The organism is Curtobacterium sp. 8I-2 (assembly GCF_902506155.1).
Lineage (GTDB): Bacteria > Actinomycetota > Actinomycetes > Actinomycetales > Microbacteriaceae > Curtobacterium > Curtobacterium poinsettiae.
The window spans coordinates 1,806,776-1,825,329 of sequence record NZ_LR732827.1; the positions used below are offsets into that span (position 1 = coordinate 1,806,776).

The following is an 18,554-nucleotide window of genomic DNA, read 5'->3' on the forward strand; positions in this document are numbered from 1 at the left end:
GAGATGCTTCCGTCGGTTCCGTTCCATTGCTCGGCCTGCTCCCCAAGGGCGGCACAGACCACCACCCATGTCACTAGAAGGCGCGGACTGAAGTCCGCTTGACGGTGGCTTGTTCACGCCCACTGAAGCATGAGCAGTAGGCTGGCCGCATGAAGATTCCTCCGTTTGCGTCCGAGTATGGATCGGAAGCGTTGCTTCAGGTGTCTGGCGGCCCGATGCCGAACGCGCAGCTTGAAGCCCTTGTAGCCCAGCGTGCTCTTTGGGTCCGCGCAGAACGTGCCCAGCAGCTCGCCGTACTTGACGCCGTTCATGGGTTCTACCTTGCAAAGCGGTTCTCTGAAAATCTCGAGGGCTTTGACGGATGGACGAACCGGGTTGTGGAGCAAACCGTTGATGAGATGCGGTCGCGCCTATGGAAGCTCGCTGTAATCGAAGTCGCTGGTGTAAACGACACTACAAGTCTAACTAGGGGTGCTTCGTTACAATCCGTGCTCGTTTCCATGAAACAAGTACTCTCAAGCTCAACGGATCCAGACGCAGTCCCTGAACTGGATTTCGTGAATGACTTGTTGCATGCTACCAACGCCAATTCAGTGACCCCCCTAAGATACATCCGGCACGTGCGTAACAAGTGGGCGGGGCATCCATCGATGGATCGTGACTTCGACTCGTGGGCCGATGCTGACAAGTATTTGAACATCGTTCTAGTTGAGGAGGCGCTCGCTTTGCTGGTACGTTCTCATCAGGAAGCGGCCGAACTTGCACAAAAAAGCCCAATTCTTTCCCCTTTCTTCACGGTGCCGCCACCGCAGGAGCAGATAGTCACCGCAGGCGATGGCAGTACGATTCGAAGAATCGAGGTGACAGTTGCGTGGGAGAACGTCAGTTCACTCGCCGAAACGTTGCGTTTCCTCGCTGGGCGAGAAGCTTCCGCTTTGCTCGACCAGATGGTCTCTCCACCCGGTTACGGCGGCCCTTTGGATACTGACTGGCAAAGTGGCTCGGATCACGCACGCGCACGTGAAGCAATAAACGCGAAGCTCACTGAGCTTTCTGGTGGCAGTTGAAGAAAAGGTAGAGCAGGCGAGCTCGCTGTTGAGGTTCGACTTGGGCTCAGCGTGATTAGGCGATGTTCGTGTAGTAGTGACGTTACCCGTTCAGCGTGCGATAGCAACCGGTTAGCTGGGGGAGTGCGGCGGTCTGGACCCCCCGCTTGACATCGAGTTCGTACGTGAGCGCCCTTCAGCGCCGTGTTGTCAGCGGGCGCCTGTGTCGGGTCTTCGTCGGTTGAATCGCGTCTTTCAGCAACTGCCGCGTCCGTATGTAAGCGCCACCAGGCGTCAACGCTGGGCCCCCGATACCCGTTTTCCCGGTGTGGTGCGGTGACGGTTCGCTCAGTCGGACGTGCAGCACCTCTGCGGGATGTATCGCGTCTCTGCCGCGATATCGCGAGTTGTCGGGTCTGTTGCCGTTAGGTGAGAGCGCGCAAGTCGCCGGCCGACAGAACCGACGGCTCAACCTCGATAGCCGCGTTCAGCTCGTCATCAGGTCGCCAATACGGCAATGGAGAGATGCCGGGCTCGTCGAGGATAAACGCTACGCTTTGCCGCGCGCGTGTCACTGCGACGTATAGGCCCATCGCCGACGCCGCGGCGAGCGGCTTGCCCTTTTGGAGCAAGTCCCTGATGGGAGCGGTCGGGAACACGAGGACGCGGTGGCGGGACGAGCCCTTGGCGACACCGAAGTTCATAAACGGGAGGTGGTCATGATTCTTTCCTGAGGACTTCGACGAGCGGAGGGGTTGCGGTGCGAAGGCGGCGACGTAGGCGTCAACGTGCTCTCCGCGGACGAGGTAGAGGCCGTCGTGGTCGGTTACGGTCGTGTTCTTCGACTCGGTCGCGGCGTACCCGCGGTCGGCGTCAAAGAGATCATCGGCAAATGCCGCGATCTCCGGCCGGCACCGCCAGGTTTCGGCGCTGTGCTCGATACGCAACCGGTCGCCTTGCTCCTGTTCGCGAAACCAGTCGATGATGCGCTCTCCGCGGTAGCCCTTGTTTTTCGGTTCCTGCGGATTGGTGGACAGCGTGGCTTGGCGAGTGTCACCAACGAGCCGTACTTCGATGCGGGAGTCGAAGAGGAGCTTGAGTACCTCCAGGTCGTACCCGGTGAGGTCTTGCGCTTCGTCGATGTACATCACGTCGAAGATCCTCTCCAGTCTCGCGACCGGACGTCCGTTGGCTTTCGAGTTCAAGAGCACCGCTAGATGAGGCAGGTGCGCAGACCGGACGTCTCCCGTGTCCGTGAAGTATCGGCGTGCCTCTGTAATCTTCACCTTCTGCTGGTGCCCGGTCGCCGTTTCGAACCCGCCGACGCGGTGCCCCGGGAACAAGTACGGCGTGTAGGGGCGCACGAAGTGGTTGATGAGGAAAGCGAACCAACCCACGACCTCGACAGTGTGCCGATGCCCGGCGGTGGCAGCGAGCCTGGTGCGAAGCTCTTGCTGGTTCTGCGTCGTGTAGGTCAGCACCAAGATCCGCTCGCCATCATCCGCGGCGGCACATGCGTCGACGATCTGCTTCGTCTTCCCGGAGCCGGCGACAGCCAGCGTGAGGACGTTGTCACCCCTCATGGATGAACTGCATCGCGTTGACGAAGTAGGCGGGAGCGAACAGCATGGTGGTGCTGTCAGCGATTCGAATGGCGCCCTCTGTCTTGTTGTTCTTCATCCACGTCGCAAGGTCAAGGTGAGCGGCAACGCCGAGCGTTGCACGCACGACGGGTTCGCCGTTGGCATGCACGAGTTGCGGTTCGAGGGTGGGGCCGCCGGAGGCGTCGCCGAAGAACACGCGACGTCTGTCGTCGACGTAGTCGGCGAGGTTCGCCTCCAGATCGACAAGATCGCGGCCGTCGTTATCGGTCAACACCGCGCAGTGCTTCCCGAGCAGACGGGCGAGGGCGAGGAACCGTTTCAGTGACAGCCCTCCCATCGCAAACACCTCGATGCCAGCCTCGATGGGTCGCTTCTGGTACCTGTCCCGGAAGAAGCGCTCGAACAGAATCTCGTCCGACGGGCCCTCGACCAGGACGATCTTTTCTGCGAGCGCAATGCGGAGCGTGTCGAACCCAGGGAGCTTCCGGAAGTACGAGGTCGTCTTCGCGTCGAGTTCCGCGAAGCTGTGCACGTCATTCGCGGAGACGATCCGGAGATGATCCAGGCCCAGCCGGTTGAGAACGAACGAGCTGTGTGTCGCAACGAAAAGCTGCTGGTGCGAACCGGACAGTTCGGACATTCGGTGCAGGAGTCTGTTCAAGCTGGTGTGTGAAAGGTGATTCTCGGGTTCCTCGACCATCACGACGCCGGTGCCGGACGCGGCTTGCTGCATCGCGAGGACGATCTTGATGACCGCCTGCTGCCCGAGTCCGGCGAGCGCGAACGGCACGTCGGCGACGTGCGGAACGACCGCCGTGTCCCACGAACCGCGCGCTGACTGATCCATCGCGACCGAAAGGACGCGTCCCTCGAGGGTGCCGTCGACCGTACTGAGTCGGTCATTTACAGATCCGAAGTGGTCCGACGTCATGTCGTCCTTGACACGGCGGAAGGCGACCGAAACGGACGCTCGCTCCTTCGGATCAAGGTAGTCGTTCAGGATTTGGCGCAGGTGATAGTCCACACCAGTACCGGATCGGACCGTCCTCGCGTCGATCGTCGCTACCGCAAGCTGCTTCGGCCGCTGCACGAGCGTCGTCCCTTGGAAGGAGGTCCACTCGGTGCGGTAGTACTCGACGGGAAGGATCCCGGTCGAGGACGCTGCGACGTACTCTTCGAATTCATCGCCGTACTCCGGGTCCGGAATCACGTGGAACGTCACGCCTGGTACGTCCCGCGCCGGGGCATACGAGTTGTTCGCGCCGATAAGCTTTGCAAACTCGTCCCGGTCCTCTAACTCGACTTCGATGTGGATCTCGGGTGGGGCGATATGTTCGCCGGCGCGCCGTTTCTCAAAGAACTCGTTCTTATCCCGTTGGTTGAACGAGTGGGGATTCAGCTCTTCCGCCGCAGGTCGGCCATTCAAGCGCCCAGTGAGCGCAAGGGTCATCGCCTCGAGCAGGGTCGACTTCCCGGCCTCGTTGTCTCCGACAAGTACGTTGACTTCGGGGTGCGGCTCGAACTCAAGCCGTTGGTATGTGCGGTAGCCGGTGATAAGCACTCGCCGGATCATGTGGTTCGCTTCCTCACGTCACCCTCGTGACGTGTCGCTTGCGACAGTCCCATACACCGCGGACATCGCCGGGAGCGACTCGGACCGACTTCACGTGGTCAGACCCTCATCTAGTGGATCCGTGACGTCAGAAACCAGTGTCAGAGAGCCGAGCTGCGGCCGCGGGCACGACGGTCGGCTCTGGGAGAGGAATCCTCGTGCTGACAACCGCGGGCTTTGCGTCGCCCCTCGTCGCTTGCGGCCCGAGCGTTCCAGGGGATCTGACTCGCAGCCTTATGAGGCAAGCCCCGATGACCCGGGACTTGTAGCGCCCGACTTCTGGGCCATCGGATTGGACACGTCCTCGCGTGCCGGCGCGCTGCGCCTGCGTGCCGAGTGCTCCGGCCTCGCACAGTTCCGCCGCGAGGATGGCGTCTTCAGTGGAGCCGAAGCCAGGCGCCAACCATCCCGAGGCCTCCAGGAACAGCCAGGATCACGACGAGGCGAAGGGTCTCGTGCCATCCCGACGTCACGGCCGTCGTGATGGTCGACCACATCCCTGCTCGCTCAGACACTTCGTTCTTCCCGACCTTGTCGGCCACAGCTGCCACCTCCTTGACTCCTTCCAGCTTGATTGCTCCAGTGGCAATATTTAGGCACGAACTCGCTGGCTTATCCACTAGAGTGGTGCGACGCCCCAACCGGCCAGCGCAACCAGCTTCTGCAGCGTCGTGAGAAGGTTTCTGGCCGGATGAAACGTTCAGAACGGGCCGTCAAGGTTGGAGTTTCCGATGGCGATGACTTTCGACTTCACCCGCCGCCCCACCGCGAAAGAGCGGTTGCGCTTCGCCGCCAGGGTGCGTCGTCTCCGTAATCCGGAGCTCCCTGCGCGGCTCGAGCTGATCGAGGAGCAAGTCCCGCCTCCCGTGGGTGGAGGTCCGCTCCTCCTGCGGGACGGGTTCTCGTACCGTGCGGGTCGTGTCGATCCCGACGCTTCGGACAGGCGTGCTCCGAACGTTGAGTTTCGGCCGCCGGCAACGCGATTGCTGACGAGTAGAGGCGCGGCACTTCGCTTCGCAATCACGCTGGTGGCTCTTGCTCAGGGGCACCGACGACCCGGTCAGAAGGCGCGACTCGCCGAGCTGCATCTGCCCGTCGTCGGTGATTCTCGCGGTCTCGGCTGGTCAGACCTCATCCACACGGACGCGATCGACAGTCGAGCTGGGAAGGTTCTGGTTCGAGCGCGCGAGAAGCGGGCCCGAAGCGTTCGCAATGCGGTCCATTCTCTTGCAGTCGCGGGGCTCGTGGAGACGTCAGCTGATGCGACTGCGCTCCACGATTTCACGCTCCTCAACGAAGTGGGGTACGACGTGGTGCGAGGCCATGAGGAGTACAAAGTGCCAAAGCGGGAACCGGTCTTCGCGCTCCCGGATGGGTTCCTGAGCGCTGGTTGGCTGCATGTGCTCGAAGACTCCGAAATTGCGCTCGTGTTGATGATTGCTTGCGGCGTCGGAGGGCTCCAGGAAGAGCAACGCCTCGTCATGCCCAGCGCCACAAGACTCCTGCGCTACGGGATTCATCGTGACGCCTTTTCATCGGCGCGCAAGACGCTTGAGTGGTTCGGGTTGCTCGACGTCGAGGAGTACCGACGCCACGAGGACGGCCGGGCAGAGGATATTGACCTGAGAGTTCACCGGCTTGGCCTGCTGCCCGAGGGCTTCAAGATGCCAGCCCTCCCGACAGTGATCGACGCCCTTGAACAGCAGCTGGAGCGAGCGTGAGGCCCGCTATTGAAAGGACGAGCCTAGAACGGCCCTAGATTGATCGGGCAAGCGAGACCCAGCTTTGGGGTGGTCGTGGTCCATGCTCGCGCGGCCGTGGAACGGATTCCCGATACCCGTGGAACACCCGTCGATACTGCGATCGGCGATCCGTGCCACCACTGGCATCCGCGAATAAGCCGAACACCACTTATCGGCGTCGAAGCAGCCACGCGACGACGACGTGTGGCGCGACTTTCCGGTCCGTTTCGGGGAGGTGCTGCCGCCGGAGACGGCCCGTCGAAGCGCTGACGGTCCCGCCCCGGGACACTGTTCGTCACCACGAACTCGGCGCGTAGTCCTTCAAGAAGACGCCGAACACGTCCTCGCCCGCTTCGCCCCGGACGATCGGGTCGTAGACACGGGCTGCCCCGTCGACCAGGTCGAGCGGCGCGTGGAAGCCCTCTTCGGCGAGCCGGACCTTCGTGGGGTGCGGCCGTTCGTCGGTGATCCACCCGGTGTCGACGCTCGTCATCAGGATGTTGTCCGTCTCGAACATCTCCTGCGCACTCGTGCGGGTGAGCATGTTCACGGCGGCCTTCGCCATGTTCGTGTGCGGGTGTCCCGGCCCCTTGTAGGCGCGGCCGAACACCCCTTCCATGGCGCTGACGTTCACCACGTAGGTGCGGCGTCCCGTGCTCGCGGCCATCGCGGGGCGGAGCTTCGAGATCAGGATGAACGGCGCCGTGGTGTTGGCCAGCTGGACCTCGAGCATCTCGAGCGGGTCGACCTCGTCGACCTGCTGGGTCCACGAGTTCTCGTCGTGCAGGTCGGGGACCAGGCCACCGGCGTCGATGGCGGTGCCCAGGGCGAGCCGTTCGAGCGAGCTCGATCCCGGCGCCATCGCCTGCTCGGTCAGCTCGTCGGCGCGGGCTGCGGCGGCCGCGAGGATCGGGTGCGCGGCAACTGAACGGGCGAGCGCCAGCGGGTGCTGGTCGTTCGTGTGCCCGAAGGTCACGAGTTCGGGCAGCGGTCCGTCGGGCAGCGGCGCGAGTTCCGCGTCGACGAGCGGCTGGTAGGCGCCGGTCGACCGGCGCACGGTCTGCGTGGCGTTGTTGATCAGGATGTCGAGGGGGCCGGAGGCGGCCACGTCCTCGGCGAGCCCGATCACTTGGGCGGGGTCGCGCAGGTCGATGCCGACGACCTTCAGGCGGTCCATCCAGTCGGCGGAGTCGGGCAGGCTCGCGAACCGGCGCACCGCGTCGCGGGGGAACCGCGTGGTGATGGTGGTGTGGGCCCCGTCGCGCAGGAGCCGGAGCGCGATGTACATGCCGATCTTCGCGCGGCCACCGGTGAGCAGCGCCCGCTTGCCGGTCAGGTCCGTCCGGGCGTCGCGCTTCGCGTGGCTCATGCGGGCGCACGCCGGGCAGAGCTGGTGGTAGAACGCGTCGACGACCGTGTAGTGCTGCTTGCACATGTAGCAGGGGCGCGACTTCAGCAGCGTGCCCGCGGTCGTCGACGCGGTCGAGGCGCTGATCGGGACGCCGCGGGTCTCGTCGTCGATCCGGTCGGCGGCCCCGGTGGCGGTGGCGGCGATCACCCGGCGGTCGGCCTCGGCGATGACGCCGCGCTTCTCGAGCCGGTGCGCACGCTTGACGGCCTTGAACATCTTCGCGGTGGCCTGGCGCACCCGGATGAAGTCCGGGTGCGTCTCGTCGATCGACGGCAGCTGCTCGAGCACCCGGAGCGCGACGGTCAGGTCGTCGGGGTCGATGCCGCTGGGTTCGGGGTGCTCGGAGCTCACACGCGATCCTACGTCGGGAGGCAGCGTCGATCAGACGAGCTGCCGCTCCATGCACACGCTCGTCGGATCGTCGACGTACGGGCCGAACCGGGGGATGTCCGCGTACCCGGCCTTCCGGTACAGCGCGATCGCCGCGGCCTGCGGCAGACCGGTCTCGAGCCGGACGGTCCTGATGCCGACCGCGCGGGCCCGGTCGTGCAGGGCGTCGAGCAGCCGCGTCCCCACGCCGAGCCCACGCGCGGCGTCGCTCACGAACATGCGCTTGACCTCGCCGGTGCCGTCGCCGGCGTCGACGAGCGCCACCGTGCCGAGGGCGGTGCCGTCCTCGCGCGCCACCAGGAACGTGACGTCGGGCTGGTCCAGGTCGTCGACGTCGAGGGCGTGGTAGTTCTCGGCCGCGTAGAGGCTCAGCCCGTAGTCGTCGCCCTGCTGCAGCAGGTGCAGGACGTCGTCCTGTCGGGGGCTCTCGATCCGCACGGTCAGCACCGTCACACAGTAGCGAGGACGACGCGGACAGCGAGCAGACGGGAGCCCCCGGCCGACGGCGATCAGGCCAGGAGCCCTTCGCTGACCTCCCACAGCCGCCGCGCGTCGCCGGCGTCGAGCATGGCCGAGTTCGCGTCCGACGGGATCCGGTCCGCGGTGAGGGGCAGGACCCGGTCGTCGATCACGGCGACGTCGCTGTCCTTCAGGTAGACCCCGCCGACGCCGTCGAGCAGCGGGCTCGCGGCACCGAACACGAGCGTCGCTGCGCCCTGCTCGACGGTCTTCTTGCCGACCTCGGGGTCGATGACTGTCACCCCGTGGTCGTCGACCAGTCCCTGCTCCCGGTACGAAGCGGTCTGCGAGGCGTCGTGCGGGCCGGGTCCGATGATGACGCCCGGGTGCGCGGCGAAGGCACGGATGCCCTGGCCGGCGTACCGGCGGTCGAGCTCCACCGTGAACAGGACGTTGGCGCGCTTCGACTGGCCGTACGCGGTGACCGGGTCGTACCCGTGTGCGAACGTCAGGTCGTCCCACCGGATCTGCCCGAACCGCGCCGCGCCGGAGGTGACGGTCAGGACCCGCGCACCACGGGCCTCCAGGAGGGCGGGGAGGAGCGCCCGCGTGAGCTGGAAGTGCCCGAGGTGCGTCGTCGAGAACGCCAGTTCGTTGCCGCGGCCGTCGAGCCGGCGGTCCGGGGTGAAGAGCATCGCGGCACTGTTCACGAGCATGTGCAGTGGGCGGCCGGAGGCCGACCAGCGCGCGGCGAAGGCGTCGACCGACGACGGGGCCGTGAGGTCGAGGGCCTCGACGTGGATGCCCGGGATGTCGGCGACGGCTGCGGATGCCCAGTCGAGGTCGCGGGAGGCGACGGTGACGTCGGCGCCGGCCGCCGCGAGGGCGCGGCTGGTCTCGCGGCCGAGGCGGCTGTGGCCGCCGGTCACGACGACGTTCCGGCCGGTCAGGTCGACGCCGTGCAGGACGTCGGCGGCGGTGGACGCGGCGGTGAAGCCGCTGGGCAGGGGGTGCTGGTCGGTGATCACGAGTGGTGCTCCTTCGATTCGATGTGGCCGGCGGCGGTGGCAGGGCCGACGGCGTCGGCGATCGCCGACCACGCGTCGGGGTCGAGGCCGAGCGCGGTCCGGAGGAACGCCGTCGTGGTGTGGCGGACGAGGTCCACACGCTCGGGGCTCTCGTCGGTGGTGGCGGTCGACTCGTAGTCCTGGATCCCGCCGAGCAGGTGCTCGCCGCCGTGGAGTGTCACCAGGTGCCGCGCGCCGGGGCTCAGGTGGTAGACGTCGGTGAACCAGTCCGGGCCTCGCGTCGAGAGCTGGGACTGGTCGTGGTCGCCGGCGACGACGAGTGACGGGGTGTGCAGCTGGCTGAAGTCGGGGCTCATGAACGCGAAGTGCTCCTGCGCGAACGGCACGAGGTCGCCGCGCGCGATCCCGGTGGTGGACAGCAGGACCCCGGCGCGCACGCGGTGGTCGGTGCGGTCCTCGCCCGGCTGTCCGTCGGCGTCCAGGACGCGGGCCCCGAGCAGCATGCCCACGGACTGTCCGCCCCACGAGTGTCCGACCGCGGCGATGCGTGCGGTGTCGACGCGCCCGCTCAGGCCGGGGACCGCGTCGATGATCTGGTCGAGGTCGTCGAGCACGCGCTCGAGGTCGTCGACCCGCGTCCGCCAGATGGTCGGGTAGCGCGGGTCGTCGAGCGTCAGCCCGTAGGACTTCGCGTCGAGGAACGTCGGTTGGACGACGACGAAGCCGTTCGCGGTCCAGTGGTCGACCAGGGGGTCGCCGCCGGTCATGGACTGGCCGAAGCCGTGGGCGAAGACGATGACGGGCAGGTCCGTGCCGGTCGTCGGTGCCGTGATCCGGACCTCGAGGTCCTGACCGCGCGAGGGCGCGGGGAGTGTGACGGGGCGCACGCTGATGACCTGTGGTCGGGGTGCTGTGGGTGCCATGGGGGCCTTTCCGGGATGCGGTGTCGCCCGCGGACGGAGCGACTGTCGTCCGAAACGGAGCAGCGTTCCGGAACGATACGGAACAGCGATCCGGATTGCAAGGGGAAGTGGAGCACTGTTCCGCATCGCGTCGGTGTCGTGCGATGATCGAGGCATGAGCACCCCGTCGACCGACCCCGCGCCGCGTCGCCGTCGCGACGTGGAGCGCAACGAGCGCACGATCCTCGACGCCGCTGCCGGGGTCTTCGCCGCCTCGGGCGTCGGTGCACCGGTGCGCGAGGTCGCCACCGCCGCTGGGGTCGGAGTGGGCACGCTCTACCGGCACTTCCCGACCCGTTCGGACCTGGTCGTCGCCGTCTACCGGCACCAGATCGAGGCCCTGGTCGACGCGGGGCCCGCGCTGCTCGGCTCGGAGCCGACGTCGTTCGCCGCCCTGCTGCGCTGGGTGCACCAGTTCGTCGACTTCCTCGGCACCAAGCACGGTCTGGCGCGCGTCTGGGAGGGCGACGCCGACGGCTTCACGGCGCTGCACACCCTGTTCGTCGACGAGCTCGTGCCCGTGCTCGGCCGACTGCTCGACGCCGCGCGGGCGTCCGGTGAGGTGGCCGCGCCGACCCCGCCGTACCAGCTGCTCCGGGCCGTCGGCGACCTGGTGGCGTGGAGTCCCCAGGACCCCGACTACGACGTCCGGACGATCGTGACCCTCCTGGTCACCGGGCTGCGGCAGGCGCAGCCGACGGTGACCGACAGCGCGTAGCCGGCCACGTGCACCGGTCGCGACCGGCACCGGACCGGAGGCGCGGTGCGGGCCCGTCACGGGCCTCCCGTCCGGCATCGTGACCGTCTCGGGCCGCACCACCGCCGTCGGAGCGCCCCGCTCAGCGTCGGCCCGGCTCCGCGGGGTCGTGCTCGGTGTCCTCGTGCTCCGGCAGCACGTCGACGTCGGTGACCGTGTACCCGAGTGGCACCTGGCCCAGCGCGAGCAGGAGTGCCGTCCGTCGGTCGTCGTGCTCGGTCTCGATCACCCGCCGCTCGGTCGGCACGACGACGAGCCGGACCCGGTGCGTCACGGGTGCCCCCAAGCTGCGGTGCCGCGCAGGCGTCGCCCGGTGCGCTGACCACGTCGCCGACGCAGCAGCAGGTGCCGCACCGCGAGCAGGTGCGGGAACTCGACGAGCATGCCGACCACGATCGCCGTGGTGACCAGGGGCTGGTGGGGGAGCGCGGCGCTCGTCAGCCCGATCATCAGGGGCGCGTTGCGGGCCGCCGTCGTCATCGCGAGCAGTGCTGTCCTCGGGTACGACAGGGCGGCGAGGCGTGACGCGGACTCGGCGGCGACGTACATGACGGCGAAGAACACCACTGCGCACCCCAGCACGGCGACGAACACCGGCAGGTTCGCCAGCAGCAGCCGGATGTGCGAGGCGAAGAGGCCGGCGACCATCGCCCCGACGATCCACGGGATCGCCCGGCCGGGCAGCGCCGCGGCGCGGGCTCGAGTGCCGGTCGGCAGCAGTGCGATGCCGAGGCGGATCGCCACGGCGATCGCGACGGGCAGGACGAACCACTGCAGCAGGGTGCCGACGGTTCCCACGGCATCGATGCCGGCGTTGCCGCCGAGGACCGTGATCCACACCGGGAACAGGAGCAGCTGGGTGACCATGTTGATCGGCAGCAGGGTCGCGCCCACGGCGGTGTCGCCGTCGCTCAGGCGGGTGAACGCCAGGAACCAGTCGGTGCAGGGCGCCAGGAAGTACAGCATCACGCCGAGTTGGACGGCCGGGTGGCCGGGCAGGGCCACGCGGGTCAGCAGGAAGGCGACGAGCGGGGCGAGCAGGAAGTTCATGCTCCAGGCGATGCCGATGACCTTCCACGCGCCCGGCGTCCGGGGGAGGCGGTGGAGCGGGACGTCGACGAACAGGGCGACGACCAGGGTGATCACCAGCAGGTCCACCACGGAGCCCATGGCGTCACCGCTCGAGGGCGAGACGCCGCCGATCACCGACCCGAGCAGGATGGCACCGCCGACGATCGCGGGGGTGGCCCAGAGTCGTGCACCGGCGGGGCGGGCGGGCCGCCGTGCCGGCATCAGCACGCGCATTCGACACCGCAGCAGCTCAGGTCGTCGGTGAGCATCCCGGCGTCGTCCCACTCCTGCAGCGCACCGCAGTCACGTCCGGCCCGTTCGCCGATGACGCGGGCGACGTGGGCGAACCGCTGCCGGAACTTGTACACGAAGCACAACTGCAGCCCACCGTGCCGGAGCGCTGTGCCGGCCAGGAAGAGCCCGGGCGTGGTGGTCGACTCGTCGTCCTCGGTGAGCAGCGGCCACCCGTCCGCGCGGGTGTCGAACAGGCTCGCGGCCGGCCCGAGCCCCGGCCCGTACCCGGTGGCGAGGATCGGTGGTGCGTCCGCCACCAGGGCGGTCCGTCCGGCGACCCCGACGGAGAAACCGTCGCCGGACCGCTTGATGCCGGTGACCTGGCCGTCGTCGACCAGGGTGAGGCGTCCGCTGGCCCGCGCGACGGCGAGCCGCTGGCGGGTCCGCGGGGCGAGTCGGAACGACGGGTCCGATCCGCTGCCGGCGTCCCAGGGGTGGGACGGGTCGACGACCGTCACCGTCGCCCCCTGTTCGACGTGGTGGCACGCCAGGTCGATGCCGGACTCGAACCCGCCCACGACCACCACGTGCCCGGGCCGTGCCACCCAGGCTGTCTCGGCGGAGGCGTGCACCCCGAGCGACGTACCGGCGCAGCGGGGCAGGGTCGGGTCCGAGAACTCGCCGCCGGCCCAGACCACGTTCCGGGCGACGACGGGGCCGCGGCTGGTGGCCACGCGGAAGCCGTCGTCGTCCGGCTCGATGTGCTCGACCTCGGTGTCCGGCAGGGTCGGCAGGTGGAAGGCGGCGACGACGCCACGCAGGTACCGGGCGTACTCCGGCCCCGACGGGTAGTCCGTCGCCAGGCTGTAGGCGGGTGAGGTGCGCGGGTGGACCGCGTTGAGGTCGGTGGCCCCGAACCCGTTGCCGGTGAAGGACGGTGTCAGGAACCGCTGGTGCTCCGGCCATCGCTGGAACGTGTCCCCGACGACGCCGCGTTCGACGACGCCGAACAGCAGGCCGTCGACGGCGTGGAGCGCCAGGCCGGTGCCGATGCCGGCCGGTCCGGCTCCGACCACGAGGGCATCGAGGGTCTCGGTGGGGTGTGGTGCTGGCATGGGGTCGGTCTTCCCAGCAGCTGTGGCTGCGTCGGTGGAACGGCCACCGTGCTGTGACCGATGCGCACCATCTTAGTGAGAACCGTTATCAACATGCCATCGTGGCATCAGCCGACCGGCGACGAGTACAGCACCGCCAGGGTCGCCACCAGCCCGACGACCACGATGCCGAGGTCGAGGACGGCCAGGGTGACGAGTCGGGCCCGTTTCGGCCGGACGGCGGCTCGCACCACGACCATCGTCACGAACAACAGGGCCACGAGCACCAGGGCGGGCCAGCCGATCGCCGGCGCCCGGATCGCCATGAGCACCATCACGGCGGCGACGATCACGGCCGTGACGGCGCCCCACACGAGCCAGTTCGAGCCCGAGGCCGTGCGGAGCGCGGGCTGGTCGCCGACGCGGGTGGGATCGGGGCGGCGGGGCTGTTCGTCGGACACGAGCCGGACGGTACGCGGCGGACCCTGCCCGTGCCCGCAGCCGCTCGGACACGAGAGGATGGGGTGTGCACACCGCCGCGACCATCCTCGACGCCGTCGTCGCCCACGTCGACGCGACGGGGTTCGCCGCACACGGCATCCACGTGCGCACGCGGACCGGGGCGACGGACACCGACGACGTCGCCGAGCACCGCTGGACCCCCGACGTCCGACGCGAGGTCCACTCCGTCGCCAAGGGCGTCTGCGTCCTGGCCGCCGGCATCGCCGCCGACGACGGCCTGGTCGACGTCGACGAACCGATCGCCAGGTACCTGACCGGCACCGGCCTCGCCCTCGGCGACGGCGTCGACCGGGTCACCCTCCGCCACCTGCTCACCATGACCAGCGGGATCGACATGCCCTGGTCGGCGACCGAGCTGACGGACTGGCCGGACCTGGCTGCCGAGTTCCTGCGGAGACCGTCCCGCGGCCGGGTGTTCCAGTACGCGAACGCCAGCACCTACACCGCGATGCGCCTGCTCGAGACCCGGGTCGGCGACGTCGGTGCGTTCGTCTCCGAGCGGCTGTTCGCGCCGCTCGGCATCCAGGACGTCGATTGGCAACGCTGCCCGAACGGGTTCGTCGCCGGCGGTGAGGGGCTGGCGCTCCGCACCGAGGAACTCGCCCGCATCGGACGCCTGATCCGCGACGGCGGGATCATCGACGGACAGCGGATCGTCAGCGCGCGGTGGTGCGACGCGATGCACACCGACTGGGTCGAGCGCGAGGGCACCGGCCCCGGCTACGAGCGGTACGCCATGGCCGGGTGGGGTGGCCCCGGGCGGCTCTGGCGGCTGCACGGTGCGTACGGCCAGATGCTCCTGTTCGACCAGACCGAGGGCGACACCGGCACCGACACCGACACCGACACCGTCGTCACCGTCACCGCCGACGACCACCCCGGCGCCGACGCGCTCGCCGCCTTCGTCGCCGACGAGCTGTCCCGGCAGGCCTCCCGCCGCTAGCGGTTCCGACGACCCGACCTGCACGTCCGAGCTCGCCCGGCGTGGGAGGATCGGTCAGTGCAGCAGCAACCCGTCGCGATCATCATCGCGGCCATGAGCGAAGAGGTCTCGGCCTTCGCCGACCTCTTCGGCGGTGTCCCCGTGCTCGACGGCCCCGTCGGTGGCCACGACCCGCACCAGCTGCTCGACATCGGCGGCGCCACGGTCGTCGTGCGCCGCAGCGGCATCGGCTTCACGAACGCCACGGCCGCGGTCGCCCACGGCTTCCACGACTTCGGCCCGGGCATCCCGGTCATCAGCGTCGGGACCGCCGGCGGGCTCATGCACGGTGTCGCCATCGGTGACGTCCTGGTCGGCGACCGGTACGTCAACCTCAACGCCGACGCCACGGCGTTCGGCTACGCCCTGGGCCAGGTCCCCGGCATGCCGACCGGCTACGCGCCGGACGCCCGGCTCGTCGAGCTCGCCATGGGGGCCGACATCGCGTGGCCACTGCGGTCGGCGACGATCGGGTCCAGCGAGGTCTTCGTCACCGAGGGCCGCGCCCGCACTCTCCGGGTCGCGTTCCCCGAGGTGGCCGCGGTCGACATGGAGTCGGCGGCGATCGCGCAGTTCGCCCACGTGCACGACATGCCGTTCGTGTCGGTCCGGTGCATCAGCGACCTCTGCGCGCCGGACGGTGCCGAGTTCCGTGAGCACCTGGACGACGCCGCGGCGCGCGCAGCGCGCGTGGTCCACGATCTGGTGCTCGGCCTGCGTTCCTGAGCCGACCCGGGCACCGGTCTGGAGGCGCGACTCGCCCCCGCCGGTCTGCCGGCGGTGATCCGGGCCTCCCGTCCGTCCCCGTGGGTCGCGTGAGCCGCGTTCCGCGGCCATCCCGCGGGCGGAACTGCGTTCGACGGACGTTCCGGGACGGATCGCGAACCCGGGTGGAAACCGCTCGTTAGCCTCCATCTCGGGGGGCCGAGGAACCACGGTTAATCACACAGGGAGATCAGCCATGAGCGCCTACACGAGCGACGAGAGCGTCGAACCAGCACGCATCACCACCTTCAAGCGCGTCCGCAAGCAGTGGCGTCGGACGGGTGAGGTCGGCTACACGCACAGCGGCAGCGACTTCTTCCGCGACGACGCGCCGGAAGCGGTCCAGCGGTAACCAGCGGCAGCGACGAAGTGCCCGTCAGGAGCGATCCTGGCGGGCACTTCTGCGTCAGCGACCGAGCTGGTCCCGCAGGTACGGCGCGGTCCGGCTGGTGGTCGAAGCGGCGACCTCGGCTGGCGTGCCGGAGGCGACCACCTGGCCACCCTCGACACCGCCGGACGGGCCCATGTCGATGACGTGGTCGGCACTCGCGACGACGTCCATCGCGTGCTCCACCACGACGACGGTGTTGCCCGTGTCGGTCAGGCGGGCGAGCTGGGCGGTCAGCAGCTCGACGTCGGCCGGGTGCAAGCCGGTGGTGGGCTCGTCGAGCAGGTACAGGGTGTGCCCGGTCCGCGCGCGCTGCAGTTCGGTCGCGAGCTTGATGCGCTGCGCCTCGCCGCCGGACAGCTCCGGGGCGGGCTGACCGAGGCGCAGGTAGCCGAGCCCGACCTCGCGCAGGGTCTCGAGTCCGCGCCCGGCTGCGGGCAGCGGCGCCAGGAACGGCGCCGCTTCGTCGACGGTCATGCCGAGGACGTCGGCGATGGACGCCCCGTTCCACCGGACCTCGAGCGTCTCGGCGGTGTACCGGGAGCCGTGGCACTCGGGGCACGGGGCCCAGCTGCCGGGCAGGAAGAGCAGTTCGACGGACACCGACCCTTCGCCCTGGCAGACCTCGCACCGGCCACCGGCGACGTTGAACGAGAACCGTCCGGCGCCCCAGCCGCGGGCCTTGGCCTCGTCGGTCTGGGCGAAGGCGGCTCGGACCGCGTCGAACAGGCCCGTGTAGGTGGCAAGGTTCGAGCGGGGTGTGCGGCCGATCGGCTTCTGGTCGACCTGCACGACCCGGTCGATGATCGGGTGCGACGTCGCGGCGCCGGGCAGGACACCACCCACGAGCGACGACTTGCCCGAGCCGCTCACCCCGGTGACCGCGGTCAGGACACCGAGCGGCAGGTCGACGTCGAGCCCCCGCAGGTTGTGCAGGGTGAGGTCACGGAGCTCGAGCGTGCCGATCGGGGCGCGGACGGCGCGGTCGACGGTCGGCTGCCGGGGTTCCAGGAAGCGGCGGGTGACCGAGGCCTCGACCTCGGCCAGGCCGGCGACCGGTCCGCTGTACAGGACCGTGCCACCGCCGCTGCCCGCCCGGGGGCCGACGTCGACGATCCAGTCGGCTCGGCGCACGATGCTCATGTCGTGCTCGACGACGAAGACACTGTTGCCGCCGGCGCGCAGGTCGTCGAGGACGTCGACGAGTGACTCGGCGTCGGCGGGGTGCAGTCCGGCACTCGGTTCGTCGAGCACGTAGACGACGCCGAACAGGCCGGAGCGCAGCTGCGTCGCGATCCGCAGTCGCTGGCTCTCACCGGGGGAGAGCGTCGGTGTGGCGCGGTCGAGCGCGAGGTAGCCGAGCCCAAGGCCGACCAGGACGTCGACGCGGGTCAGCAGGTCGCGGGAGATCGCCACGGCGACCTCGGTGTGCTCGCCGGACGACGCCCGTGACGTCGCCGCTGCCGCGTCGGTGATGCTGGCGATCGGGCGCAGGACGTCGGCCAGGCCGGTCAGCGGCAGGGCGTTCAGCTCGGCGATCGAGTGGCCGCCGATCGTGACCGCGAGAGCCGCACGGGTCAGACCCGTTCCGCCGCACAGCCCGCACGGGCCGGACTCGACGAACTGCAGCACCTTCTTGCGCTGCGTCTCGCTCTGCGAGTCGGCGAGGGTGTGCAGCACGAACTGGCGGGCGCTCCAGAACCGGCCCTTGTAGGGCTTCGCCACGCGGTCGCGCTTCGGCTGCACCTGCACGACGGGCTGTTCCTCGGTGAAGAGCAGCCAGTCACGGTCCTCACGCGACAGCTCACGCCACGGGCGCTCGATGTCGTAGCCGAGCACCGCGGTGACGTCCCGCAGGTTCTTGCCCTGCCACGCACCGGGCCACGCGGTGATCGCACCGTCGCGGATGCTCAACGACGGATCGTGCACGGCCGAGGCCTCGGTGACCTCGTGCGCGGTCCCGATGCCGTGGCACCGGGGGCAGGCTCCGGCGACGGTGTTCGGCGAGAAGGAGTCCGACTCGAGCCGGTCCGCGCCGGACGGGTAGGTACCGGCGCGCGAGTAGAGCATGCGCATCGAGTTCGACAGCGTGGTCATGGTGCCCACGGTGGAGCGGGAACTCGGGGCGCCGCGACGCTGCTGCAGGGCGACGGCGGGCGGGAGTCCGGTGATCGAGTCGACGTGCGGGGTCGAGCCCTGCGCGATCAGGCGCCGTGCGTACGGGGCCACGGACTCCAGGAACCGGCGCTGGGCCTCGGCGAAGACGGTGCCGAAGGCGAGCGAGGACTTGCCGGACCCGGAGACACCGGTGAACGCGACGATCCGGTCGCGGGGGATGTCCACGTCGACGTCGCGCAGGTTGTTCTCGCGGGCACCACGGACGCGGATGAAGTCGTCCGGCCCGGGTCGGTCGTCGGTCTTGGTCGAGCGAGGAGCGGGCATTCGCTCGATCGTAGGCTCGGCCACTGGGAGAAGCAGGGCCGCCGG

General features: G+C 68.8%; 17 protein-coding genes. 6 read left to right on the forward strand and 11 right to left on the reverse strand.

The window, feature by feature from the left end; translation table 11 throughout:
* Positions 1-149 precede the first annotated feature (149 nt).
* Positions 150-1,067, forward strand: a complete 918-nt coding sequence (locus tag BOSE127_RS12400; protein WP_159557422.1) for a hypothetical protein — start codon at positions 150-152, stop codon at positions 1,065-1,067.
* 404 nt (positions 1,068-1,471) lie between these two features.
* Here the strand turns inward: BOSE127_RS12400 and BOSE127_RS12405 are convergent, their stop codons facing one another.
* Both BOSE127_RS12405 and BOSE127_RS12410 read right to left on the reverse strand, forming a co-directional pair.
* Positions 1,472-2,629 (reverse strand): UvrD-helicase domain-containing protein, encoded by a 1,158-nt coding sequence (locus tag BOSE127_RS12405; protein ID WP_159557424.1) that lies wholly within the window; start codon positions 2,627-2,629, stop codon positions 1,472-1,474.
* The gene (locus tag BOSE127_RS12410; protein ID WP_201300450.1) at positions 2,619-4,211 is read right to left on the reverse strand and encodes an ATP-dependent nuclease; all 1,593 of its coding nucleotides are present in this window, start codon (positions 4,209-4,211) and stop codon (positions 2,619-2,621) included. The genes BOSE127_RS12405 and BOSE127_RS12410 overlap by 11 nt, the downstream gene beginning before the upstream one ends.
* Before the next feature lie 782 nt (positions 4,212-4,993).
* Here BOSE127_RS12410 and BOSE127_RS12415 point away from each other — a divergent pair.
* Positions 4,994-5,983 carry a hypothetical protein gene (locus BOSE127_RS12415; RefSeq protein WP_159557428.1) on the forward strand — a complete coding sequence of 330 codons (990 nt, stop codon included), beginning with the start codon at positions 4,994-4,996 and terminating at the stop codon, positions 5,981-5,983.
* A 316-nt stretch (positions 5,984-6,299) separates the two neighbouring features.
* On the opposite strand, the gene BOSE127_RS12420 is transcribed toward BOSE127_RS12415, so the two are convergent.
* The 4 genes from BOSE127_RS12420 to BOSE127_RS12435 all read right to left on the reverse strand — a co-directional run bounded on the left by BOSE127_RS12420 (position 6,300) and on the right by BOSE127_RS12435 (position 10,215).
* Positions 6,300-7,766 (reverse strand): SDR family oxidoreductase, encoded by a 1,467-nt coding sequence (locus tag BOSE127_RS12420; protein ID WP_017886157.1) that lies wholly within the window; start codon positions 7,764-7,766, stop codon positions 6,300-6,302.
* A 30-nt stretch (positions 7,767-7,796) separates the two neighbouring features.
* A complete protein-coding gene (locus tag BOSE127_RS12425) occupies positions 7,797-8,252 on the reverse strand; it encodes a GNAT family N-acetyltransferase (protein WP_236559543.1) in 456 nt (151 codons plus the stop codon).
* Positions 8,253-8,314: 62 nt separating this feature from the next.
* Entirely contained in the window at positions 8,315-9,292 is a 978-nt protein-coding gene (locus BOSE127_RS12430; RefSeq protein WP_159557432.1) for an SDR family NAD(P)-dependent oxidoreductase, read from the reverse strand.
* Positions 9,289-10,215, reverse strand: coding sequence for an alpha/beta hydrolase family protein (locus BOSE127_RS12435; protein WP_236559544.1), 927 nt, complete (start codon positions 10,213-10,215; stop codon positions 9,289-9,291). The genes BOSE127_RS12430 and BOSE127_RS12435 overlap by 4 nt, the downstream gene beginning before the upstream one ends.
* A gap of 154 nt (positions 10,216-10,369) precedes the next feature.
* Between BOSE127_RS12435 and BOSE127_RS12440 the strand changes: the two genes are divergently transcribed.
* Positions 10,370-10,972 carry a TetR/AcrR family transcriptional regulator gene (locus BOSE127_RS12440; RefSeq protein WP_159557434.1) on the forward strand — a complete coding sequence of 201 codons (603 nt, stop codon included), beginning with the start codon at positions 10,370-10,372 and terminating at the stop codon, positions 10,970-10,972.
* 121 nt (positions 10,973-11,093) lie between these two features.
* Here the strand turns inward: BOSE127_RS12440 and BOSE127_RS12445 are convergent, their stop codons facing one another.
* From BOSE127_RS12445 to BOSE127_RS12460, 4 genes are all read right to left on the reverse strand, one after another.
* Positions 11,094-11,285 (reverse strand): hypothetical protein, encoded by a 192-nt coding sequence (locus tag BOSE127_RS12445; RefSeq protein WP_017886152.1) that lies wholly within the window; start codon positions 11,283-11,285, stop codon positions 11,094-11,096.
* Positions 11,282-12,304 (reverse strand): arsenic resistance protein, encoded by a 1,023-nt coding sequence (locus BOSE127_RS12450; protein WP_159557436.1) that lies wholly within the window; start codon positions 12,302-12,304, stop codon positions 11,282-11,284. Before BOSE127_RS12450 ends, BOSE127_RS12445 begins: the two co-directional genes overlap by 4 nt.
* On the reverse strand, positions 12,304-13,431 hold the full coding sequence (locus BOSE127_RS12455) for an NAD(P)/FAD-dependent oxidoreductase (protein ID WP_236559545.1): 1,128 nt from the start codon (positions 13,429-13,431) through the stop codon (positions 12,304-12,306). Before BOSE127_RS12455 ends, BOSE127_RS12450 begins: the two co-directional genes overlap by 1 nt.
* A gap of 107 nt (positions 13,432-13,538) precedes the next feature.
* Entirely contained in the window at positions 13,539-13,871 is a 333-nt protein-coding gene (locus BOSE127_RS12460; protein ID WP_056069193.1) for a hypothetical protein, read from the reverse strand.
* A gap of 65 nt (positions 13,872-13,936) precedes the next feature.
* Here BOSE127_RS12460 and BOSE127_RS12465 point away from each other — a divergent pair, with 65 nt between their 5' ends.
* The 3 genes from BOSE127_RS12465 to BOSE127_RS12475 all read left to right on the forward strand — a co-directional run bounded on the left by BOSE127_RS12465 (position 13,937) and on the right by BOSE127_RS12475 (position 16,031).
* Entirely contained in the window at positions 13,937-14,875 is a 939-nt protein-coding gene (locus tag BOSE127_RS12465; protein ID WP_159557438.1) for a serine hydrolase domain-containing protein, read from the forward strand.
* Positions 14,876-14,932: 57 nt separating this feature from the next.
* A complete protein-coding gene (gene mtnN, locus BOSE127_RS12470; protein ID WP_082509451.1) occupies positions 14,933-15,640 on the forward strand; it encodes a 5'-methylthioadenosine/S-adenosylhomocysteine nucleosidase in 708 nt (235 codons plus the stop codon).
* A gap of 235 nt (positions 15,641-15,875) precedes the next feature.
* Complete coding sequence (locus tag BOSE127_RS12475) at positions 15,876-16,031, forward strand: hypothetical protein (protein ID WP_017886146.1); 156 nt, start codon at positions 15,876-15,878, stop codon at positions 16,029-16,031.
* Positions 16,032-16,085: 54 nt separating this feature from the next.
* Here the strand turns inward: BOSE127_RS12475 and BOSE127_RS12480 are convergent, their stop codons facing one another.
* The gene (locus tag BOSE127_RS12480; RefSeq protein WP_159557440.1) at positions 16,086-18,509 is read right to left on the reverse strand and encodes an excinuclease ABC subunit UvrA; all 2,424 of its coding nucleotides are present in this window, start codon (positions 18,507-18,509) and stop codon (positions 16,086-16,088) included.
* Between the last annotated feature and the right edge of the window lie 45 nt (positions 18,510-18,554).